Consider the following 23,807-nt stretch of genomic DNA (forward strand, 5'->3'; position numbering starts at 1 on the left):
AAAGATTCAGTCACTTAAGAAGAAGGTGGATACCTTGGAAAAACAGGCAAACGTTTACGTCAATGGGAAATTGATAGATACTTCAAAAGACCCTGAAAACCTCGTTAAATCATTAAGGATACAGAGAAGAAGCGGAAAATTATCTCCAAACACATCTATTTCATTTAATGAAGAAAGTAACGATATTCATATATCAACCGATGGCGGTAGGGCTGTAAGGCCGCTAGTGGTAGTTGAAAACGGGTTTTCAAAATTAACAAACGAACTTTTAGAAAAAGTTAATAATAATGAACTTACTTTTGAATACCTTGTAAAAACGGGCGTTATTGAGTTTTTAGATGCTGAAGAAGAAGAAAACGCAAGAATTGCAATGTACAATGACGAAATTACTTTTGAAAATACGCATGTTGAAATTGACCCACTTGTAATTTTAGGTATCGGTGCAGGTGTTGCACCTTATCCTGAACATAACTCAGCCCCAAGGATTACGATGGCTGCTGCAATGGGTAAACAATCATTAGGAATTCCAATGGCGAATATAAAGTGGAGAATGGATACAAGGGGACATCTACTTCACTACCCTCAAGTTCCATTGGTTAGAACAAAACACCAGGAAATATTAGGATTTGATAAAAGGCCTGCGGGACAAAATTTCGTTGTAGCAGTTATGAGTTACGAAGGATACAACATGGAAGATGCATTCGTAATTAATAAAGCATCTCTTGAAAGGGGCCTTGGAAGGAGTACATTTTTTAGAAGTTATGAAAGCTTTGAAAAAAGATACCCTGGTGGACAACTTGATAAATTCGAAGTTCCTGAAAAGGGCGTTAGGGGATATAGGGCTGAAGAAGCATACCGAAATTTGGGAGATGATGGTTTAATAGACTTAGAATCTGAAGTAAGGTCTGGAGATGTAATATTGGGAAAAACTTCACCTCCAAGGTTTTTAGAAGAACAAGAAATAACCCTTCAAACAAAATCACAGAGAAGAGACACATCCGTTACAATTAGACACGGTGAAGAAGGAGTAGTTGACCTCGTAATTTTAAGTGAAACTAAGGAAGGAAATAGACTTGGAAAAGTTAGAGTTAGAGATTTAAGAGTTCCCGAATTTGGAGATAAATTTGCTTCAAGACACGGACAAAAAGGAGTTATAGGGCTCGTTGTACCCCAGGAAGATTTACCATTTACCGAAGATGGAGTAATTCCTGATTTAATTATTAACCCACACGCAATTCCCTCAAGAATGACTATTGGACAGGTTCTTGAAATGATTGGCGGTAAAGTTGGTTCATTAGAATGTAGACGAGTTGACGGAACTATATTCAGTGGTGAAGGAGAATGGGCTCTAAGACATGCTCTTGAAAACTACGGGTTTACACATAGTGGTAAAGAAACTATGTATGATGGAAAAACAGGCCGAAAATTAGAATGTGAAATATTTGTTGGAGTTGCATATTACCAAAAACTACACCACCTTGTTGCAGGGAAAATCCACGCAAGAAGTAGGGGCCCAATTCAAGTCCTTACACGGCAACCTACTGAAGGTAGAGCTAGGGAAGGAGGTCTCAGGTTTGGAGAAATGGAGAGAGACGTTCTTGTTGCCCACGGTGCTGCACTACTACTTAAAGAAAGATTACTCGATGAATCAGACCCGCATGAAGATTATGTATGTGCAAAGTGTGGTGAAATCGCAATCTTTGATTACAAAAGAGGCATGAAATTCTGTCCAGTATGTGGCGAATCAGAAGACATTCAGGATAATAGAAAAATTCCGCCTGTAAAAATTGCTTATGCATTCAAATTACTATTGGATGAACTTAAGAGTATGGGAATCGATCCAAAATTAAAATTAAAAGATAGAGCATAACTTAAATTAATTTTTTTTATTATTAACAGAATTTAAAGACCACAAACGGTGAAATACATGGATAGATTTGATGTTCCAAAGGAAATCGGAGATATTACATTTGGATTGCTCTCTCCAGAACAGATAAGGACAATGTCTGTTGCAAAAATCGTTACAGCAGATACTTATGATGACGATGGATATCCAATTGATGGCGGACTAATGGATACAAGATTAGGTGTTATTGACCCAGGTTTAGTTTGTAAAAGTTGTAGTGGGAGAGTTGGAACGTGTCCAGGGCATTTTGGACATATTGAGCTTTCAAAATCAGTTATTCATATTGGTTTTGCAAAAGATATTTATAAACTTTTAAAAGCAGTTTGTCCACACTGCGGTAAAGTTACGGTTACCGAAATAAAACGGGATGAATATTTAGAAAAAATGCTAAAACTTGAAGAAGACGGTGGAGACCCATGGACTCTTTCCGATGACCTGCTAAAAGAAGCTGCAAAAAGTAGTGTTTGCCCTTCCTGCGGTGAAGTAAAATATGATATAAAATATGACAAACCAACTACCTACCACCAGTTAGACGGTAAATCACAAAAACAGCTTACATCATCAGAAGTAAGGGAAATTTTAGAAAAAATTCCAAATGAAGACTGTAAACTTCTTGGAATAAATTCAAGAGTTGCAAGACCTGAATACATGGTTTTAACTGTACTTCCAGTCCCCCCGGTAACGGTTAGGCCCTCTATAACGCTAGAAAGTGGTGAAAGAAGTGAAGATGATTTAACCCACAAGTTAGTTGATATCATTAGAATTAACCAGCGTTTAGAAGAAAACATCAACGGTGGTGCTCCAAACTTAATTATTGAAGACTTATGGGATCTTTTACAGTACCACATAAATACGTACTTTGATAACGAAGCACCAGGTATCCCTCCAGCAAGGCACAGAAGTGGAAGGCCACTTAGAACTCTTGCTCAAAGATTAAAAGGAAAAGAAGGAAGATTTAGACACAATTTAGCTGGTAAAAGGGTAAACTTTTCAGCTAGAACTGTTATTTCACCAGACCCAAGACTTAGTATTAATGAAGTTGGAATTCCAGAATTAATTGCAAAAGAACTAACGGTTCCAGAAAAGGTTACGCCATATAACATTGAAAGAATCAGAAAATTAATTGAAAATGGTTCTGATAAACATCCTGGTGTAAACTACGTAATTAAGAAAGTTAAAACTAAAGATGGTAAAGAAGAAGAATATAAGATTAAAATTACTGACACCAACAAAAAAATGTGGGTAGAAAATATTGTTGATGGAATGGTCGTTGAAAGACATTTGGGGGATGGTGACGTCGTTTTATATAACCGACAGCCATCTTTACACAGGATGTCTATCATGGCACACAAAGTAAAAGTTCTCCCATATAGGACTTTTAGGCACAACCTTTGTGTATGTCCGCCATATAACGCAGACTTTGACGGTGACGAAATGAACGTTCACGTTCCACAGTCTGAGGAAGCAAGAGCGGAAGCTGAAACACTAATGCTTGTTGAAAAACATATTATTTCCCCAAGATACGGTGGACCAATTATCGGTGCAATTCACGACTTCGTTTCGGGAGCATATGTTCTTACAAGTTCGAATTTTATAAAAGATGAAGCATTAACTCTTCTTAAAAGTTCAGGATTTGGTTCAGAACTTGGAGAGCCGGACTTTGTTGAAAATGGAATAGAATACTACAGCGGAAAATCATTATTTAGTAAAACTCTTCCAAAAGGACTAAATTTACAGTACAAAGCTAAAGTCTGTAAAAAGTGTGTTCAATGTAAAAGGGAAGAATGTGAAAACGATGCGTTTGTTATTATTAGAAATGGCAGACTAGTTCAAGGAGTAATCGATAAAAACGGTTTTGGTGCGGAAACAGGTGTCGTTTTAAACACAATCGTTAAAGACTTTGGTTCAGAAGATGCAAGAACATTCCTTGATTCAGCAACGAAAATGTCAGTAAAATCGATGATGTTAAGGGGATTTACAACCGGGATTGACGATGAAGATATTCCTTCTGAAGCTATTCAAGAAATTCAAGATTTATTGGACAAAGCAGAAAGTGACGTTCAGGAAATCGTTGAAAGATATGAAGGTGGAACGCTAGATCCACTTCCAGGAAGAGGCATTGAAGAATCAAGGGAAGCCTACATCATGCAAATTCTTGGTAAGGCAAGAGACGATACAGGTAAAGTTGCAGAAAAATACTTAAGTAAAGAAAATCATGCTGCCTTGATGGCAAGAACCGGTGCAAGAGGGTCTCTTCTTAACATTACTATGATGGCCGCAAGTGTCGGTCAGCAGTCTGTTAGAGGGGGCAGGGTATTTAGAGGATACCGTGGAAGGACGCTCCCCCACTTTGGAGAGGGAAGTTTAGATGCAAAATCACACGGGTTTGTTAGAAGTTGCTATAAAAAAGGATTAGCGCCTACAGAATACTTTTTCCACGCAATGGGTGGTAGAGAAGGTTTAGTTGACCAAGCAGTAAGAACTGCACAGTCAGGTTACATGCAGAGAAGGCTTGTAAATGCATTACAGGATATAAAAGCAGAATATGATGGTACTGTAAGGGATTCACGAGGAATTATTGTTCAATTTAATTACGGGGAAGATTTAGTAGATCCTTCAAAAGCAGACCACGGAAAAGGCGTAGATTTAGATAAAGTATTTACAAAAGTCATTTCAAAATATGAAAATTAACAATTTTCAATTTCTTAAATAAACTATTTTCAAGGTGAAACACATGCAAATGGCTGATTTAGAAAAGAAATTGGAAAATTCCGTCCTGCCACCGTTATTAAGGAGAGAATTATCTGAAAAAATTTTAAAAGAGAATATAAATGAAGAATATATTGTTGATGAAATCATTCAAGAGACTATTCGAGCATACAGTAGAACGGTTATAGAACCTGGAGAAGCAGTAGGAGTTATTGCTGCACAGTCAATTGGGGAACCCGGTACGCAGATGACCATGAGAACGTTTCACTATGCAGGGGTAGCAGAGTTAAACGTAACACTTGGTCTTCCACGAATGATAGAAATTGTTGATGCACGAAAAGAACCCTCAACACCTACAATGAGTATCTACCTTAGAGGAGACTACAAATACGATAGGGAATCTGCTGCGATTGTTTCAAAAAATATCGAAAGTACAACTGTTGAATCAGTTTCCGAAGACATTAGCGTAGACCTCGTAAATGAATGTATTACAATTGTACTCGATGTTCAACAGCTTGAAAGTAGGCAGTTAACAGTTAATAACGTTGTTGAGGCAATAAAGTCTAAAATGAAATTAAAAATTGAAGAAAATGAAAACATTTTAAGTTTAAAAATAAAAACACCTTCATTGAAAGCTTTAAGAAAAAGGCTACCGAAGGTAAGAGAAATTCACTTAAAGGGCGTTCCAAATATTAAAAGAGTAATTATAAGGAAAGAAATTGACGAATATGTATTATATAGTGAAGGTTCAAACTTAAAAGAAGTTTTTGAAATAGATGGCGTTGATACAACTAAAACCACAACAAATAATATTGTTGAAATTCAAGATGTTTTAGGTGTTGAAGCTGCAAGAAATGCAATAATTAGAGAAATGGATGCAACGCTTGGAAATCAAGGTCTTACGGTTGACAAAAGGCACCTAATGATGGTAGCAGACCTTATGACTACAGACGGAGTTGTAAAACCAATAGGTAGACATGGTATTGGTGGTGAAAAAGCATCTGTTTTAGCAAGAGCTGCATTTGAAGAAACCGTAAAACACCTCTATTCGGCTTCAATGAGAGGATACGTTGACGATTTAAGTGGTGTTGTTGAAAATATTATTGTTGGAAAACCTATATCTATGGGTACCGGGTGCATTAACGTGTGCATTAAAAAAGAATACGAAGAAGGAAAAGAATTATAATTTATAACTTATAAGTTATAAAATTTGCTTTTTTTTATTTATTTTTGAAAAATCCCTAATTTTAGTCAAATACTCTTTTTTTTGAATAATAACTATGCAAAAGTATAAAAATAACATCTAACTATTAACTTACTCGTATATTCATGAGGACATAAATTTTCCAAAATACATAAGGGAAAAACCCTCTGGAGAATATAATGAGAAGGAGGTATAGCATGGACATAAACAGAGCTATAAGAGTAGCAGTAGATACTGGAAACGTAGTCTTAGGTACAAAGCAGGCTATAAAAAACATAAAACACGGCGAAGGTAAACTCGTTATCATTGCTGGTAACTGTGCAAAAGATGTAAAAGAAGACATTTTTTACTACACAAAGCTTTCAGAAACTCCGGTTTACACCCATCAGGTAACATCAATTGAACTTGGTGCAATTTGTGGAAAACCATTTCCAGTTTCGGCATTGTTGGTTTTAGAACCAGGAAACTCGGCTATTTTGAACATTAACAACGAATAACCGAGGTGATGGTTAATGAGAATTAAATTAAACACAGAAGACATCATGAGGATCAGTCTTTTCGAAAAGATGACTGGTGCCAACGTAATTGACAGCACTTCAGACGATGAAAAGATAGTATTCGTCGTAAAAGAAGGTGACATTGGAGCTGCAATTGGAAAAGGCGGCGAAAATGTAAAAAACGCAACCGATAAATTCGGAAAAAAAATAGATTTAATTGAATACTCTGAAGATTTAAAACAGTTTATTAAGAACATTTTTGCTCCAATCGAATTAGAAGACGTTTGGGTTAAAAAATTCGGTAACGACCTCGTAGTTTACGTTAGAGTTCACCCTAGATTAAGGAGGGCTATTATCGGAGACAAAGGGAAAAACATTGATAGAGCAGTTGACATTGCAGGAAGACTTGCAGGCGTTAAAAATATCAAAGTCGTTGCAGGGTTAAGAAAAGACGCTGATAACAGGCCTAAAAAAGATGAAATACCTGAAAAAGCAGCAGAATCATCTGAAAATGTTCAAGCTGAAGAAAACCAATAAGGTGATTTTATGTCAGGAAGTAAATCTCCAAAAGGAGAATTCGCAGGAAGAAAATTATTATTAAAAAGAAAAGCGACAAGATGGCAACACTACAAATACGTTAACAGAGAATTAGGCTTAAAAGTAAAAGCTGACCCGTTAGGAGGAGCTCCAATGGGTAGGGGTATTGTTGTAGAAAAAGTTGGTCTTGAAGCAAAACAGCCAAATTCTGCGATTAGAAAATGTGTTAAAGTTCAGTTAATCAAAAATGGTAGGGTTGTAACCGCATTTGCCCCAGGAAATCATGCTATAAACTTCATTGACGAACACGATGAAGTTGTAATCGAAGGTATCGGTGGTCCATCAGGTCAAGCTAAAGGGGACATTCCTGGAGTAAGATACAAAGTATTAATGGTTGGTAAAAACTCAATCAGGGAACTCGTTAGAGGAAGGCAGGAAAAAGTTAAAAGATAATTTAAGAATAGATAGATTAAAAAGGGTGAAAAATTGGAAATCAAATTATTTGGTAAGTGGGACAGTACTTCTGTCACAGTTAAAGATCCAAGCTTAAAATCACACATTAGCTTAAATCCAGTTTTAATTCCTCACACTGCAGGAAGAAACTCAAAGAAAATGTTTGATAAAAACAAAATGCACGTTGTAGAAAGATTAGCAAATAAATTAATGGCTACGCAAGTAAACACTGGGAAAAAAAACGAAGTTTTGTCAATAATTGAAGAAGCTTTAACTATTGTTGAAAATAGAACTAAAGAAAACCCAATTCAAGTTGTAGTTGATGCTTTAGAAAATTCAGGGCCTAGGGAAGAAACTACAAGAATTTCATACGGTGGTATCGCATTCCTACAGTCAGTAGACGTTTCGCCTTCAAGAAGACTCGATACTGCATTTAGAAACATTTCACTCGGTGCTTCACAGGGTGCCCACAAAAGCAAAAAATCTATTGCTCAGTGCTTAGCAGATGAATTAGTTGCAGCTTCAAAAGCAGATATGCAAAAAAGCTTTGCAGTTAAGAAAAAAGAAGAAAAAGAAAGAGTTGCACAATCTGCAAGATAAAACCATACATTTTTTATATTTCTTTATACATAACTCTATATCATAAAATGATAACTAGAGTATACATATTGTGAACTGCTCAAAAAAATAAAAGAGTGAAAATATGGGAAGACGAGCAAAAATGGTTGAAAAGGTTAAATCCTTAATGGAAACCCACGACCAAATTAGGAACATGGGTATTTGTGCCCACATTGACCACGGTAAGACTACATTATCTGATAACTTACTTGCAGGAGCAGGTATGATTTCAAAAGATTTAGCAGGAGACCAACTTGCACTTGACTTCGATGAAGAAGAAGCTGCAAGAGGTATTACAATCTATGCTGCAAACGTTTCAATGGTACACGAATATAATGGAAAAGAGTATTTAATTAACTTAATTGATACACCAGGTCACGTTGACTTTGGTGGTGACGTAACAAGGGCAATGAGGGCAATCGACGGTGCAGTAGTTGTTTGTTGTGCAGTAGAAGGCGTTATGCCTCAGACTGAAACTGTTTTAAGACAGGCGTTAAAAGAAAAAGTTAAACCTGTTTTGTTTATTAACAAAGTTGACAGGTTAATTAACGAATTAAAGTTAACTCCTGAAGAATTACAAGGACGATTCATGAAAATTATCGCTGAAGTCAATAAATTAATCGAAAAAATGGCTCCAGAAGAATTTAAGAAAGAATGGCTCTGTGATGTAGTCACTGGAAAAGTTGCTTTTGGTTCAGCATACAATAACTGGGCAATTTCAGTTCCATACATGCAGAAATCAGGAATTTCATTTAAAGACATTATTGACTACTGTGAACAGGAAAAACAGTCAGAATTAGCTGATAAAGCTCCACTTCACGAAGTTATTCTTGACATGGCAATCAAACACTTGCCAAACCCACTCCAAGCTCAAAAATACAGAATTCCAAACATTTGGAAGGGAGATGCAGAATCTGAAGTTGGTAAATCCATGGCAATGTGTGACCCTAATGGACCACTTGCAGGTGTTGTTACAAAAATTATTGTTGACAAACACGCAGGTTCAATTTCAGCATGCAGATTGTTTTCTGGAAGAATCAAACAAGGTGACGAATTATACCTTGTAGGCTCTAAACAAAAGGCAAGAGCACAACAAGTTGCTATCTTCATGGGTGCTGAAAGAGTTCAAGTGCCAAGCATTTCCGCAGGAAACATTTGTGCATTAACGGGTTTAAGAGAAGCTACTGCTGGAGAAACCGTATGTAGCCCATCAAAAATTTTAGAACCCGGATTTGAATCTTTGACCCACACATCTGAACCAGTAATTACTGTTGCAATCGAAGCTAAAAACACGAAAGATTTACCGAAATTAATCGAGATTTTAAGGCAGATTGGAAGAGAAGATAACACTGTAAGAATCGAAATCAATGAAGAAACCGGTGAACACTTAATCAGCGGTATGGGTGAACTCCACATTGAAGTTATCACAAATACCAAGATTGGAAGGGACGGTGGAATTGAAGTAGATGTTGGTGAACCAATTATCGTTTATAGGGAAACCATTACAGGAACTTCCCCTGAAATTGAAGGAAAATCACCAAACAAGCACAACAAGCTCTACATGATTGCAGAACCAATGGAAGAGTCAGTTTATGCAGCATACGTTGAAGGTAAAATCCACGATGAAGACTTCAAAAAGAAGACTAACGTAGATGCAGAGACTAGGTTAATCGAAGCTGGACTTGAAAGAGAACAGGCTAAAAAAGTTATGTCAATTTACAATGGAAACATGATTGTAAACATGACAAAAGGTATTGTTCAACTCGATGAAGCAAGAGAATTAATCATTGAGGGTTTCAAAGAAGGTGTAAAAGGAGGGCCACTTGCATCTGAAAGAGCTCAAGGAGTAAAAATCAAACTAATTGATGCAACTTTCCACGAAGATGCAATCCACAGAGGGCCTTCACAAATCATCCCTGCAATTAGATTTGGAGTAAGAGATGCAGTTTCAAGTGCAAAACCAATTCTCTTGGAACCTATGCAAAAAATTTACATTAACACGCCACAGGATTACATGGGTGATGCGATCAGAGAAATCAACAACAGGAGAGGGCAGATTGTTGACATGGAACAGGAAGGTGACATGGCAATTATCAAAGGAAGTGTTCCTGTTGCTGAAATGTTTGGATTCGCTGGTGCAATTCGTGGTGCAACCCAAGGTAGATGTTTATGGAGTGTTGAATTCTCAGGATTCGAAAGAGTACCAAATGAAATTCAAACTAAGGTTGTTGCTCAAATTAGAGACAGAAAAGGTTTAAAATCAGAATAAACGACCACCATAAAATATATATACCTTTTTCTACTACACTTATTACACTTTACGGTTGAGTCTAAAACTTGAATCAATCTAAATAAATGAAAAAACATCAATCTAAAACTCTATTATGGAGGAATGATCATGGCAAAAACAAAACCAATTCTTAACGTTGCTTTTATCGGTCACGTAGACGCAGGTAAATCAACAACCGTAGGAAGATTATTATTAGACGGTGGAGCTATTGACCCACAATTAATCGTTAGATTAAGAAAAGAAGCTGAAGAAAAAGGAAAAGCAGGATTCGAATTTGCTTACGTTATGGACGGTTTAAAGGAAGAAAGAGAAAGGGGAGTTACAATTGACGTAGCTCACAAAAAATTCCCAACCGCAAAATACGAAGTTACAATCGTAGACTGCCCGGGCCACAGGGACTTCATTAAAAACATGATTACCGGTGCTTCACAAGCTGATGCAGCTGTTTTAGTTGTAAACGTTGACGATGCTAAATCTGGTATCCAACCCCAAACAAGAGAACACGTGTTCTTAATCCGAACTTTAGGTGTAAGACAGTTAGCTGTTGCAGTTAACAAAATGGACACCGTAAACTTCTCAGAAGCTGATTACAACGAATTAAAGAAAATGATTGGCGATCAGTTATTAAAAATGATTGGATTTAACCCTGAACAGATCAATTTTGTTCCAGTTGCTTCACTCCACGGTGACAACGTATTCAAAAAATCAGAAAGAACCCCATGGTACAAGGGCCCTACAATTGCAGAAGTTATTGACGGCTTCCAACCGCCTGAAAAACCAACTAACTTACCATTAAGATTGCCTATCCAAGATGTTTACTCAATTACAGGTGTAGGTACAGTTCCAGTAGGAAGAGTTGAAACCGGTATCATTAAACCAGGTGACAAAGTTGTCTTTGAACCTGCTGGAGCAATTGGAGAAATTAAAACTGTAGAAATGCACCACGAACAATTACCAAGTGCTGAACCTGGAGACAACATCGGTTTCAACGTAAGAGGCGTTGGTAAAAAAGACATCAAGAGAGGAGACGTTTTAGGACACACTACCAATCCTCCAACAGTTGCTACTGACTTTACTGCACAGATTGTTGTTTTACAACACCCTTCAGTATTAACCGTAGGATACACTCCAGTATTCCACACACACACAGCACAAATTGCATGTACTTTTGCAGAAATCCAGAAAAAATTAAATCCTGCAACTGGTGAAGTTTTAGAAGAAAACCCAGACTTCTTAAAAGCTGGTGATGCTGCAATCGTTAAATTAATTCCTACAAAGCCAATGGTTATAGAAAGCGTTAAAGAAATTCCACAACTTGGTAGATTCGCAATCAGAGATATGGGTATGACCGTTGCTGCAGGTATGGCTATCCAAGTTACAGCTAAAAACAAATAATTTAGCTTAACTCCCATTCCTTTTATTTAAAACACGGAAAAGAGAGGAATATTATGCAAAAAGCAAGAATTAAACTATCAAGTACTAAACACGAAGAATTAGACAGCGTATGCAACCAGATAAAAGCAATTGCTGAAAAAACTGGTGTAGATATGGCGGGACCAATTCCATTACCAACAAAATCATTGAAAATCACGACAAGAAAATCAACTGACGGCGAAGGTTCATCATCATTTGATAGGTGGACTATGAGAGTTCATAAAAGAGTCATTGACATTGAAGCCGATGAAAGAACTATGAAACACATCATGAAAGTAAGAATTCCTGACGCAGTCCAGATAGAAATTGAATTAAGAAGCTAATTTTTGTTCATTTAATCCTGCAAAAGCCAGACATATTGTAATCTGAGATATGAGGATTGCAATAAAAATTCTTTTTTTCAAATTTTAGAAATTTAAATCATAACTTATTTATAAATACGAGAGTATAATAATTATACCTTATTCCAAAGTGGATAGGGAGTAAGATTTTTTTCGACCATTGTTCAAAGTAATTATGGTATATTTTTTATTTTTTAATAAAGTATTAATAACAATTTAAACACAATATGCCCATGTATAACTTTTTTAATAAGCGGTGGTAAATTGGTATTTAAAGCGTATGACATTAGGGGCATTTATAAAAATGAATTAGATGACGATTTTGCATATTCTCTTGGAAAATTACTTGGGGAAAAATACAAAAAAATACTTGTAGGGCAAGACATTAGAATCGGCTCTGAAAAACTATTAAAACCCCTTATCTATGGTTTACTTGAAAACTCAGATGTTTATTACGCTGGAGAAATTTCTACCCCACTGATGTATTTTGGAACTAAGGATAACTTTGACCTAGGAATTGTTTTAACTGCATCGCATAATCCAAAAGAATATACGGGATTTAAAATGTGTGATATATTTGGAATTCCTCTTTCCCCTATAGATGAAATAAAGCCTTTTTTTAAAAAATACACTTTATCCGAAAAACAGAAGCTCGAAATAATAAATATTGATTTAGAAAAAATTAAAACAGACGTTGTGACAAAATACGAAGACTTTTTTAAAAAAAAGATTGAAAAAACGTCTAAAAAAATCGCTGTTGATTTTGCAAATGGTGTAACAACGCATGCTGAAAAAAAAATACTAAATGACGTTATTATAAATAAAGTATTTATTAACGAGTTTCCAGATGGGAATTTTCCAGCCCATGAACCAGATACCCTAAAAAAAGAGTGTTTAGAAGATATTATCTCTTTAGTAAAGGAAGAATACTGCGATATAGGTTTAATTTTTGATGGAGATGGAGATAGGCTTGGAATAATTGATGAAAGGGGAGCCGTACTTTCAGGAGACATAATTACTGCAATTATCTCAAACGAAATACTTAAAGAAGTAACTGGAAAAATTGTATACGACCTAAGATGTAGCAAAATTGTTCCTGAAGTAATTGAAAAAAATGGTGGAATCCCAATAAAGACTAGAGTTGGCCACTACTTCATAAAAAAATTGATGCATGAAATTGATGCAGAATTTGCTGGTGAATTTAGCAACCATTTTTACTTTAAATCAATTGGATATTTTGAAAGTCCGTTATTAGCACTTTATTATATCTTAAAAGCCGTTGAAAATGAAAAAAAGCCACTTTCAGAAGTTGCAAAGGGATATAAAAAATATTTTCATAGTGGGGAAATAAACTTTAAAGTAATTGACCAAAAAAATGCAATTTTAACGATTGAAAAAAATTATGAAAATGAATGCCGTATTGAAAAATTAGATGGAATATCCGTATACTGTAAAAATTTCTGGTTTAACGTTCGTTCATCAAATACTGAGCCACTTTTAAGACTTAATATTGAAGCAGATTCTGAAAATATTATGAAAGAGAAATTAGAAGAAATAAAAGGGATAATAACTTCTTAAACTTTTTTTATCTGTAAATTCAATTTAAATAAACCTAAATATACTTAAATAAATTTAAATACCCTATTTTAATGCTGAATAAAAAATAAATAAGTTAGGATATAACTTTTTCTATCATTTTGAGCTCAAGAGCCAATTTGATTTCTTTTGCAATTCTTTGACCCATGCTTAGTGGTTCAGCATTATATAAATATGAATATGGGCTTCCATTCATAAAGGTGTTGTTTCCACCGTCTGATCTTGCACTCATCTCAAATACAACGAGTTCTAAGTTTTCAGTACATAGTGACTGTAAGCAAAACGGCCCAAGCATTCCAGGTTTTACAAGTTCTTCTGCCTTTTTACATAACTTGTCCCCCATATCAAACACTTGTGGAAGCAGACTTTCCCTTATGACTACTGGGAAATTTCCAGTGATAACGTATGAAGGGTCAATATCCAATTCTAACTGGTCTTTTGAAGGAACCCTAACAAGTCCATCAATACTGCTTTCGTATCTTCTATCAATACCCATTAGTTCTACCCTATCCTTTAATGGCGAATAGAAATAATGAATACAGTAGTTTGCACCAACTACGTATTCTTCAATATGTGCCTTTTTAACATCTTCTTCAGAAAGAACGCCTTTAGCCTTGAAATCGTTAATTTTTCTCCAGAATTCTTCAGTTGAAGAACATGGGAAGTATCCTCTACCCCCCCTTGCACCTGGGAATTTAACCATTACTGGCCCATCAATTTCATCTGGACTGTTATATTTTTTTGGAAGTCTAAGACCACTGCCGCCTAAAAGTTGCCCTTCGAGGTCTCTTTCCGCTTCCCACCTTAAAATGGCCCTATTGCCAAACATTGGAACTTTAAATGTACTTTCCACATTGTCTAACCCGCAATAAGCAATAAATGAACCGTGTGGAACAACAATTGCGTTCATTTCCCGTAGTTGTTCTTGAATTTCTTCGCTTGAAATATCGGAAAATTTATCAACATATATGAATTTGTCTGCTACTCCAAATCTTTTGTAAGGAACATCTCTATCTTTAGTAGTAATTACGGCAGTTGAAAAACCTTCCAACTTTGCTCCCTTTAGGATGTGTAAGGAGGTATGGCTCCCAACAGTTGCGATAGTTATCTCATCCTTGTTGTATTTCTCAAAAATCCCCATTATTTCTTCTTTTGGAATCATTTTACCACCATGGTCTATAGGGTATTTAAAATAGAGTAGTATGTACAATATTCAAGCATAGGTATATTCGTGTTACTATTTTTTATACGTTTCCAGTCAACTAGTCTACGTGATAAAATGAATAAAAATTACAAAAATAATTTAAATGAATCGATTAATAATCCATCCAAAATACTAAATGAAAAGATAATTTTAGGACTTGATGAAGCCGGAAGAGGGCCAGTACTTGGTCCAATGGTTATTTCAGTGGTAAAAGTCACCGAAAAAGATTTGGATAAGATAAACAGTCTTGATTTAAAGGACAGTAAACAGTTAACGAAAAAAAGGCGGGAAGAATATTACAATATTATTAATGAATGCTTTGAAGTTCAAAAAATTGTACTGGCTCCTGAAAAAATAGACGAATACATGAAAACATCTAATTTAAATAAAATAGAACTCAGTGCATTTTCCAAGCTTTCAAATCACTTTTTAAAGGAATATGAAAATGTAAAAATATTTATCGATGCATGTAGTAGCAGTGAGCAGTCTTTTTTAAATCAATTTAAAGCAAAACTTATTAATAAAAAAGTAGAAATCATTGCTGAACATAAGGCTGATGAAAAATACAAAATTGTTTCAGCTGCCTCAATCATTGCCAAAGTAACACGGGATAATATTATTGAATCATACAAAGAAGAATTCGGAGACATTGGAAGCGGATATCCGGGTGATCCAAAAACTAAAGAATTTTTAAAACGATTTGTAAAAGAACATAAAAAACTACCTAAAATTGCTAGAGGAAGTTGGGCAACCTCAAAAAAATTGTTAAAAGAATTTGAAGAATCAAAACTCCATAAATGGGTGAAATAATGAATAATAAAAGATTAATTATAGACAGTCGTGAAAAAAAATACTTGTTAAATAGGGACGTTGAAAATTTTGGAAATGATATGGGCGTTGTTGATTTAAAAGAAATTGATGATGGTTCATACTTAACAACCCATAAAGGCGGAGAATTTTATGTTTTAACACCTACAATACATGATATTGTTAAAAAAATGAAAAGAACTGTTACAACCCTCCTTCCAAAAGATATAGGATTAATTATTGCAGAATGTGGAGTTGAAAATGGGGAACTTATTGTTGAAGCAGGAACTGGTTCTGCCGCCCTTACAATATACCTTTCAAACGCCGTTGGAAAAGAAGGTAAGGTAGTAACTTACGAAAAAAGACCTGAATTTGCAGTTGTTGCAAGGAAAAATTTGGAGATCGTTAATTCAGTTAGAAAAAACCAAAAAATTACTGGTTTTGAAGAAGAAATTGAAGAAGGAACTTTTGAAGAAAAAGGGCTTTACAATGTAATTCAAAAAATAGGGGATGTTACAGACGGAATTGATGAAGAAAATGTAGACGTAGTTGTTTTAGATATGCCTGACCCTTGGAATGTTGTGCCCCATGCAAAAAAGGCATTGAATAAGGCAAAGGGAAGAATTGCAATATATGTCCCATATGTAGAACAAGCTAAAAAAGGAGTTGAGGCTCTGAAAGAACATGGGTTTTTGGACATAAAAACTGTTGAATGTATTGTTAGAGACATTGAAATTTCAGAAAAAGGAGTAAGGCCTTCAACAAGGATGATAGGACATACTGGATACATTACAACTGCAAGAGTATGCCCTGAAAGAAAAGAAGAAAATAAATTTGTAAAAAAGGAAACTTTAGAATAAAATGCATATCCCTCGTTGTTGCATGAAATTTTTAAATACCAATTTAATTAAATATATTATTTAATTAAATAATATTATCGTAATAAAATAAAAAAGGGGTATTATGAAAAGACTTTATAGATCTAAAAACGAAAAAATGCTTGCGGGTGTGTGCGGAGGGCTTTCAATATATATCAATATAGATCCAACATTAATGAGGCTCTTATGGGTGTTATTATTCATTATAAACCCAGGAGTATTAATTGCATACATTATAGCAGCAGTAATTATCCCCATACAACCTGAAGGGGTATTTTATAATTTTAAGGATGAAAAAAATTCTGAAGAATGTTTGGATAATTTAAAAGTAGAAAATGTTGAAGAAAAAAACGATAAATATAAAGAAAGTAACTAACCTAAAAACATAATCAATTTATTCTTTTAACAGCTTTTTTTAAAGTTAGGGTGCTTTAATGAAATCAAATACCAAAAAATTAACATACTTTCTTGTAATTTCCTTTTTAGCATATTCAACATTCTCATTTATGCATACAAGTTTTGATACAGCTGATTTTTTAAATATTTTAGATAAATCTGGGCTTTATCCGGTAAAATATACTTCCGAAAAACTCCCAAAATACTTCTTTGAAGATTCAATTGAGGTTTACTTATCAAAAGAAGAACTTTTAAAAACAAAAAATATTTCAAATGCATTGAAAGGAAATTCAATAGAAGAATCTATATGGAATATAATAATTTTTGAAAGCGAAAACATTGAATACGATTACGAAAAAGCACTTTTAAAGACTCCTACAATTACGTATTGGGTTAACGGAAAAATAGAAGTAAACGACCCATATAATAATACCATACAAACCCCATATGAAACTTTATTGAAGAAAAAAGGAATTTGTATGGATTACTCTCTCCTTACTGCATCAATTCTTTTAAATCAAAATTATTCTCCGATATATATCCTTAATTTTGAATCTAAAGGAAACCCCGGTCATGCAGCCACTGCAGTAAATTTATATGGAAATTACTATGTTATAGACCAGCATCCCCCAATACTGGAGCTTTTCAGCTATATTGATTACAAAAAAAACAGCGAAAACTACCAAATAGATAATATAACATTTTACAGGATTGAATTAAGGGATGAAAAAGTGCATTATGATGTAGGGTTTGAAAGTGTAGCTGATTACAATATTTCGGCTGAAAAATATGAAAGTATTCCAAGCCTTTCAAGGAATATAATGACGTTGTTTGAAAAAAATTACGATATTTCTAGTGATTCAAATATTATATATCTTGATTCAACCACTTATCTTCCAAAAGGTTACGAAAAAGGCATAACTTTGAAATATTTCTTTGAAGTTACTAGCTACGATGCAATTTTTCATAAACAATATTCCGATTGGGTATTTTGGCATATCAAAAAAGATTCAGCCTTAAATGGTTACCGAATTTCAGATTATAATAAAATTTGGGTAAAAAGTTCTCACGACGGAAAAAAACTTACAATAACATTAAATTTAGCTAAAAAATAGTTAATTTAGCTAAAATATTATTTAATACATAAACAAATTAAAACCTCAAAAAAGGTTTTTAAAATAATTAATGCTTTTTTAACCGTTGAAAAAATTTAATAAATAAAAACGTTTCTATTTTTATTATATCAAAATACTAATATAATACCTAAAAAGTAGATTATATGTACAGATATTACATTGTTTTTAATTTTTAGCAAGATTTTGCAACCGATTACAAAAAATATGGAGGAATTAAATATGAGTATTTTAAAATCCGTAAAAAATATATGGCGTAAATTTAGAGGTAAGCCGGATATCGACCTTCAAGAATTTATTGATTTTTGTAAGAAAAGAGGTTCTTTTAAAAGTATCGAAGACTGTAAAGAATACCTATTATTAAAAAAGAAGTTAAAGGAAGTATCTAATAAAGAATAAAAATTTATTAATTTTTAAAAAACCATTAAAAATTAAATTTTTTCAAATTATCTGCATCCCTTTCGAAATAAACATGCATTGAAACTGAATGATGAGTATATCTTACTAATTCAATTCCTAATTTTTCTGCAATTAATTCTCCAAGACTAATTAACCCTATTGCATTTGCGTGGAATGCTAAAAACGCATCATTTGACCTGAAAAGAACCGTCTGATAAAGTTTATTATCCCGTATAAGAAACTGTACAAATTGTAAACATGGAACGTCCTTTACTTCAGTATCAATATATGGGTTCCACGTAATTGAAACTGCTCGCCTTGAATTTTTCTCACTTTTTAATTTGTTTACAATATATTCAATTTGATCGAATTTTCTATTCTTTAAATCGTTTGGATATTTGAAAATTCTTTCATGGTAATCATAAACAAAAGTTGCGGTACATCCATTTATCAACTGTTCAGTATATGATTTAACTGCCCGTTCCCCAAGCGGATACAATTTAGATATGGATTTGTCTTTTGGATTTGTAATTTCAATTACCATATTCATTATTTCTTTACATTTTTGATTATCTTCGGTAACCATATCAGTACCATATTTCATTATTCTTGGAATCATTTCTTCAAATGCAGATTTAACTGTCTGTTTTTTTAAGAGTAACATTGCTTTTTCACCAACTGATTAATAATATGATAATTAAAATGATATTTTAATATTATGATTTACAATTATGATTTACAATTTTTTTAGTAATTGTTGTAAAAAGGTGCATTAAAAAATGGTTTATTTAAATTCCAATTTTTTATATGGCAATGAATTTAAGTTCGTAAAAGGAACCCTTGTTATTGAAGATGGCATGATAAAAGGATTTACTAATGAACACAATCTTAAAACTATAAACTACCGTGGGTTAGTAATACCCCCATTAATTAACGCCCATACACATATCGGGGACTCCGCAATTAAAGATATTGGAATTGGAAAAACTCTTGATGAACTTGTAAAACCACCAAATGGTTTAAAACATAAGTTTTTAAATAGTTGTAGTGATAAAGAATTGGTTCAAGGGATGTCAGAAGGGCTTTATGAGCTAGAAAATAATGGCGTTAAAGCTTTTTGTGACTTCCGTGAAAATGGCATTAAAGGGATAAATTTATTTAAACAGGCTTTTAAAAGTTCAAATTCATCTATAACTCCAATAATTCTTGGAAGACCTACCAAAAATGATGAAAAACATTTAAAAGAAGAAATATCCCTTATTTTGGATAGTTGCGAAGGCCTTGGATTGAGCGGTTCAAATGAGTACTCCAACTTAGAACTTAAGTTAATTTGTAAAGTTTTTAAAAGGAAAAATAATAAAATATTTTCTATTCACGCAAATGAACATAAGGGCTCTGTAGATTACTCAAAGGAAAAATATGGACTTTCAGAAATTGAAAGATTAATCAAGTTGAAAGTTAAGCCCGATTTTATAATACATGCAACTCACTCAAGTTCTGAAGACATCTCCTTAATTAAAGAAAATAATATTCCAATCGTAGTGTGTCCAAGGGCAAATTCATCATTTAATATCGGGCTTCCAGATGTTTTGAAATTACATGAAAGTGGAATACTTCTAGGAATTGGAACAGACAACTTTATGGCAAATTCGCCCTCATTATTTAAAGAAATGGATTTTATTTATAAAATTTACCATTTAAACCCGAAAGAAATTTTAAAAATGGCTACAAAAAATTCTGCTTTGATATTGGGGCTTGAAAACGTTGGATTAATTGACGAAGGATATAAAGGAATATTTACGTTTATAAAAAATGACAATATCTTAAAAACATCTAAGAATATGGTTGCATCAGTTGTAACTCGGCTTGAAAATGGAGATGTGGATAAATCATTTTTAAATTTTAAATAAATTGTATAAAAAAATTAATTTTAAATAAATTTATAATTTATAAAAATTTCAAAGATTTTATAAATTTTAAAAAGTTTCTAAAAAAATAAAATAATAAAAATTTAATAAAAAATTTAAAAATTATGGAATTTAATGAACATTTATTTGATTAAGTGATATAATGGCAATTGTAAAATTTCATGGTGGATGCCACCAAATTGGAAAATCGTGTGTAGAGGTAAACACTAAAAAATCAAAAATACTCCTTGATTGTGGGATGGATCCATCAGACAATAGTTTACCTGATATTAAAGACTCAGAATATGATGCAGTTTTAGTTTCACATGCACACCTTGACCACTGCGGTGCAATACCTTATTTTAACTTCAAAAAAGTCTATTGTAATCCTCCAACAGCGGATTTAATGTATAACGTATGGAAGGATACCGTAAATCTTTCGAAAATATACAAAGAAGAAGATATTAAAAAAACTATGGATGTAATCAAAACAGTGAAGTACAGAGAAGAAAAACAGGTTACTTCCGACATAAAAATGAAAATGCACGATGCAGGACATATTTTAGGAAGTTCTTCAATTTATTTAGACGTGGATGGAAAAAAACTATTATATACTGGAGATATTAATGAAATAGAAACTAGAACGCTCTGTTCGGCAGATACGGATATTGATGAAATTGATACAATAATTATAGAATCTACTTACGGGTCACCACTTGACATTAAACCTGCAAGAAAAGTTTTAGAAAAGCAGCTTATTGATGAAATTTCTGAAACTATTGAAAACGGTGGAAAGGTAATAATTCCAGTATTTGCTGTTGGGAGATCTCAGGAAATTATTGTTGTTATAAATAACTACATGAAAAGTGGAGCACTAAAAGAAGTTCCAATATATGTTAATGGTTCTTTAACACACACCATTGGAATGTACATGGGATATTCCGAATGGCTAAACCCAAAAATAAAAAATACAATTGAAAACAGGATAAATCCCTTTGGAAACCTAATAAAAAATTCTGATGAAGTATTTAATAAAGAGCCGTGTATTATAATATCCACTTCAGGAATGGTTCAGGGAGGGCCAATTTTACAGTACTTATCTCTTTTAAAAAATCCTAAAAATAAGCTGATATTAACAGGTTATCAAGCTGAAGGCACCATTGGTAGAAGTCTTGAAGAGGGAGTAAAAGAAATAACCCCGTTTAAAAGAGCAATTCCAGTAAATGGGACGGTTATAAAGGTTGAGTTTTCTGCACATGCCGATTATAATTCCCTTATAAGATATTTAAAAAAGATACCTGAGCCAAAAAAGGCAATAGTAATGCACGGAGAAAGATATCAAGCTCTTTCATTAGCAATGACCATCTGGAAGACATTTAAAATTCCTGCAATCGCACCTACAAACGGGAGTATTTTACCGTTATTTTAAATAATATTTTAAGTTCCTATTAAGTAATTTAATAATTATTATATTATCCATATTATTAATCTATTTTTAGAAAAATTAATTATTTAATTGTCCATTAGATATTTAACATGTTATTTTCCCATATTTAGATTTTTAAAGAAGCATCCCTTTATATTATCCCGTAGAGAAAAAATCTAATGTATTTATATTTACCCTTGGAGGTGACTAGTGTGGCAGAATCTGTAACTATTAGCCCCACAACAAGGCATGAGGGGCATGCTAAACTTGTGTTAAATGTTGATGACGAAGGAATAGTAACTAAAGCATTTTACCCAAATACCACGCCAGTAAGAGGTTTCGAGACGATGTTGCAAGGAAAACCTGCAGCATTTGGACCTATTGCAGTTATGAGAATTTGCGGTATCTGCCAAGCAACCCATGGTATTGCTTCATGTGAAGCTGTCGAAAATGCAATTGATGCAGAAATTCCTGAAGATGGTAAAATCTTAAGAGAATTACTCGGTTTAGGAAACAGGATGCATTCACACCCATTACATCACTTGTTAATTGCTGATGATTTATTAAAACCTGAAGAATCAGGAACATTAAGAGTTGATGCAATTAAACTAATCCAAAAAATGAGAAAAGCTGGACAATTAGTTGTTGATGTAACTGGTGGAGAAGGTATTCACCCGCCAAACTTAGTAGTAGGTGGTATGAGAACAAATATTTCTGAAAGAGCTAAGGCAAAACTCTACTATGCATGCAGGGAATATGAAAAAGACTGTAACACCATGTTAGAGGTATTAGAAACTTTAATTGAAAGATACTTAGGGGAAATTGGCATTCCGGATTTGGGTAAACACGACTACCCATATATTGCAACCGATACCACATTCGGCAATAGGGATGCAATTAACTGGAAAGATGTAACAGAAGTTCCGGCACAAAGGTTCTATGCTGCATATCCTGAAATTGCAGAAACTGCTACAAACCAGATTCCATTCTATAGAGGAAACCCCGCAGAAGGGGGCCCAAGAGCAAGAATGGTTAAATACGGAAACTTTAAATCAGGCGGCGGAGCAATGGATCTCAACCTTGCAAGAGCATTAGAAAACTTCGAAGCTGTTAAACGATCATTAGAACTCATTGATGAATTAAATATCAACGGTGCTACAAAAATAACTCCCGACTACTCAAAAGCTAAAGAAAGCTTTGGTATCGGAGTACATGAAGCTCCAAGGGCCACAAACACCCACATGGCTAAAATGGGTAAAGACGGTAGAATTGAAAATTACAACATTATTGCTGCATCAACGTGGAACTTCCCGGCTGTCGAAAAAGCTATTGAAGGATACCACCACAAATATGCAGAAGTAATTATGAGAGCTTATGATATATGAGCATCATGTGCTACGCACGTCATTGTAAAAGATGAACAGACTAAAAAAGTTATAGAAGTAAGAGAATTTTAATTCTTGAAAAAAATGGCTTTAAAAGGGAACCAAATGGACCTTTAAAAGCTAAAATGTCTTTCAAATAATTCAAAAATTTCAATGGTATTGACATGGATTATAGTTTAACCCCTTCTTACTTGCTAAAAGAAAATATGGTTCTTGCCTGCGGAAATATACTGTTTGCAGACGATGGATTTAGTGTACACGTAATCGAAAAACTACACGAAGTACTTACTGAAGAAGAAAAAGAAAATATTGCACTGGTAGATGCTGGAGCAGGGGCTCCACAACAAGTACTAACCTTAATTGATAGTGAATCAAGGACTAAAAAAATTATTGTCGTGGATATAATCGATTACGGACTAGAACCTGGGGAAATTAAAATACTTGAAAAAGAAGATCTACCAAAACCCGAACATACTAAACTTGACAGCCACGACTGGCCACTTTCAACTACGCTCTATAGAGTTTGTAGAGATGCACCTCATGAAATTGAGTTTAAAGTAATTGGCTGTCAGAAAAAGTATGTTTCAGAACCTGACGTAGTAATTGGGCTATCTGAAGAAGTTCAAAATTCTGTAGATCTTGCCGTAGACTTGATACTTTCTGAATTTAGGGGACAATAATCAAAAA

Annotated in this window: 22 protein-coding genes; 20 read left to right on the forward strand and 2 right to left on the reverse strand. The window is 33.9% G+C overall.

Translation table 11 applies throughout. The annotated features are described in order from the left end of the window. Nucleotides 1-34: 34 nt before the first annotated feature. The 11 genes from rpoB to MEVAN_RS03495 all read left to right on the forward strand — a co-directional run bounded on the left by rpoB (nucleotide 35) and on the right by MEVAN_RS03495 (nucleotide 13,567). Nucleotides 35-1,870, forward strand: coding sequence for a DNA-directed RNA polymerase subunit B (rpoB, locus tag MEVAN_RS03445; protein ID WP_011972480.1), 1,836 nt, complete (start codon nucleotides 35-37; stop codon nucleotides 1,868-1,870). 57 nt (nucleotides 1,871-1,927) lie between these two features. Further along, nucleotides 1,928-4,597 carry a DNA-directed RNA polymerase subunit A' gene (gene rpoA1, locus MEVAN_RS03450; RefSeq protein ID WP_011972481.1) on the forward strand — a complete coding sequence of 890 codons (2,670 nt, stop codon included), beginning with the start codon at nucleotides 1,928-1,930 and terminating at the stop codon, nucleotides 4,595-4,597. Between the two features lie 43 nt (nucleotides 4,598-4,640). Then, entirely contained in the window at nucleotides 4,641-5,801 is a 1,161-nt protein-coding gene (gene rpoA2, locus MEVAN_RS03455) for a DNA-directed RNA polymerase subunit A'' (protein WP_011972482.1), read from the forward strand. A 197-nt stretch (nucleotides 5,802-5,998) separates the two neighbouring features. After that, nucleotides 5,999-6,316: a 50S ribosomal protein L30e gene (locus MEVAN_RS03460; RefSeq protein ID WP_011972483.1), complete on the forward strand. Its 318-nt coding sequence runs from the start codon at nucleotides 5,999-6,001 to the stop codon at nucleotides 6,314-6,316. A 15-nt stretch (nucleotides 6,317-6,331) separates the two neighbouring features. Further along, complete coding sequence (locus MEVAN_RS03465) at nucleotides 6,332-6,853, forward strand: NusA-like transcription termination signal-binding factor (protein ID WP_011972484.1); 522 nt, start codon at nucleotides 6,332-6,334, stop codon at nucleotides 6,851-6,853. Between the two features lie 9 nt (nucleotides 6,854-6,862). Beyond that, complete coding sequence (locus tag MEVAN_RS03470; protein WP_011972485.1) at nucleotides 6,863-7,306, forward strand: 30S ribosomal protein S12; 444 nt, start codon at nucleotides 6,863-6,865, stop codon at nucleotides 7,304-7,306. Nucleotides 7,307-7,339: 33 nt separating this feature from the next. Then, nucleotides 7,340-7,906 (forward strand): 30S ribosomal protein S7, encoded by a 567-nt coding sequence (locus MEVAN_RS03475; protein WP_011972486.1) that lies wholly within the window; start codon nucleotides 7,340-7,342, stop codon nucleotides 7,904-7,906. 103 nt (nucleotides 7,907-8,009) lie between these two features. Beyond that, entirely contained in the window at nucleotides 8,010-10,193 is a 2,184-nt protein-coding gene (locus MEVAN_RS03480; RefSeq protein WP_011972487.1) for an elongation factor EF-2, read from the forward strand. A 129-nt stretch (nucleotides 10,194-10,322) separates the two neighbouring features. Next, complete coding sequence (tuf, locus tag MEVAN_RS03485) at nucleotides 10,323-11,609, forward strand: translation elongation factor EF-1 subunit alpha (RefSeq protein ID WP_011972488.1); 1,287 nt, start codon at nucleotides 10,323-10,325, stop codon at nucleotides 11,607-11,609. A gap of 53 nt (nucleotides 11,610-11,662) precedes the next feature. Further along, a complete protein-coding gene (gene rpsJ / locus MEVAN_RS03490) occupies nucleotides 11,663-11,971 on the forward strand; it encodes a 30S ribosomal protein S10 (RefSeq protein WP_011972489.1) in 309 nt (102 codons plus the stop codon). Between the two features lie 282 nt (nucleotides 11,972-12,253). Continuing rightward, nucleotides 12,254-13,567, forward strand: coding sequence for a phosphomannomutase/phosphoglucomutase (locus MEVAN_RS03495; protein WP_011972490.1), 1,314 nt, complete (start codon nucleotides 12,254-12,256; stop codon nucleotides 13,565-13,567). A 94-nt stretch (nucleotides 13,568-13,661) separates the two neighbouring features. On the opposite strand, the gene MEVAN_RS03500 is transcribed toward MEVAN_RS03495, so the two are convergent. Next, a complete protein-coding gene (locus MEVAN_RS03500) occupies nucleotides 13,662-14,747 on the reverse strand; it encodes a formate--phosphoribosylaminoimidazolecarboxamide ligase (RefSeq protein ID WP_011972491.1) in 1,086 nt (361 codons plus the stop codon). A 117-nt stretch (nucleotides 14,748-14,864) separates the two neighbouring features. Between MEVAN_RS03500 and rnhB the strand changes: the two genes are divergently transcribed. The 5 genes from rnhB (at nucleotide 14,865) to MEVAN_RS08985 (ending at nucleotide 18,402) form a co-directional block, all read left to right on the forward strand. Next, a complete protein-coding gene (gene rnhB / locus MEVAN_RS03505; protein WP_011972492.1) occupies nucleotides 14,865-15,599 on the forward strand; it encodes a ribonuclease HII in 735 nt (244 codons plus the stop codon). Continuing rightward, a complete protein-coding gene (locus MEVAN_RS03510) occupies nucleotides 15,599-16,456 on the forward strand; it encodes a tRNA (adenine-N1)-methyltransferase (RefSeq protein WP_011972493.1) in 858 nt (285 codons plus the stop codon). Before rnhB ends, MEVAN_RS03510 begins: the two co-directional genes overlap by 1 nt. A gap of 103 nt (nucleotides 16,457-16,559) precedes the next feature. After that, nucleotides 16,560-16,850 carry a PspC domain-containing protein gene (locus tag MEVAN_RS03515; protein ID WP_011972494.1) on the forward strand — a complete coding sequence of 97 codons (291 nt, stop codon included), beginning with the start codon at nucleotides 16,560-16,562 and terminating at the stop codon, nucleotides 16,848-16,850. A gap of 58 nt (nucleotides 16,851-16,908) precedes the next feature. Further along, nucleotides 16,909-17,985: a transglutaminase-like domain-containing protein gene (locus MEVAN_RS03520; RefSeq protein WP_011972495.1), complete on the forward strand. Its 1,077-nt coding sequence runs from the start codon at nucleotides 16,909-16,911 to the stop codon at nucleotides 17,983-17,985. Nucleotides 17,986-18,225: 240 nt separating this feature from the next. Beyond that, complete coding sequence (locus tag MEVAN_RS08985) at nucleotides 18,226-18,402, forward strand: hypothetical protein (RefSeq protein WP_198002523.1); 177 nt, start codon at nucleotides 18,226-18,228, stop codon at nucleotides 18,400-18,402. Between the two features lie 25 nt (nucleotides 18,403-18,427). On the opposite strand, the gene MEVAN_RS03525 is transcribed toward MEVAN_RS08985, so the two are convergent. Beyond that, entirely contained in the window at nucleotides 18,428-19,066 is a 639-nt protein-coding gene (locus MEVAN_RS03525; protein ID WP_011972497.1) for a thymidylate synthase, read from the reverse strand. 115 nt (nucleotides 19,067-19,181) lie between these two features. Between MEVAN_RS03525 and MEVAN_RS03530 the strand changes: the two genes are divergently transcribed. The 4 genes from MEVAN_RS03530 (at nucleotide 19,182) to frhD (ending at nucleotide 23,800) form a co-directional block, all read left to right on the forward strand. Further along, complete coding sequence (locus tag MEVAN_RS03530; protein WP_011972498.1) at nucleotides 19,182-20,312, forward strand: amidohydrolase family protein; 1,131 nt, start codon at nucleotides 19,182-19,184, stop codon at nucleotides 20,310-20,312. Between the two features lie 160 nt (nucleotides 20,313-20,472). After that, complete coding sequence (locus MEVAN_RS03535; protein WP_011972499.1) at nucleotides 20,473-21,738, forward strand: MBL fold metallo-hydrolase RNA specificity domain-containing protein; 1,266 nt, start codon at nucleotides 20,473-20,475, stop codon at nucleotides 21,736-21,738. A gap of 209 nt (nucleotides 21,739-21,947) precedes the next feature. Next, on the forward strand, nucleotides 21,948-23,192 hold the full coding sequence (frhA, locus tag MEVAN_RS03540; RefSeq protein ID WP_232179333.1) for a coenzyme F420 hydrogenase subunit alpha: 1,245 nt from the start codon (nucleotides 21,948-21,950) through the stop codon (nucleotides 23,190-23,192). Nucleotides 23,193-23,284: 92 nt separating this feature from the next. Beyond that, complete coding sequence (gene frhD, locus MEVAN_RS03545) at nucleotides 23,285-23,800, forward strand: coenzyme F420-reducing hydrogenase, FrhD protein (protein ID WP_011972501.1); 516 nt, start codon at nucleotides 23,285-23,287, stop codon at nucleotides 23,798-23,800. The last annotated feature ends 7 nt before the right edge of the window (nucleotides 23,801-23,807 follow it).

It is taken from the genome of Methanococcus vannielii SB (assembly GCF_000017165.1).
Classification (GTDB): Archaea; AGJL01; Methanococci; order Methanococcales; family Methanococcaceae; genus Methanococcus; species Methanococcus vannielii.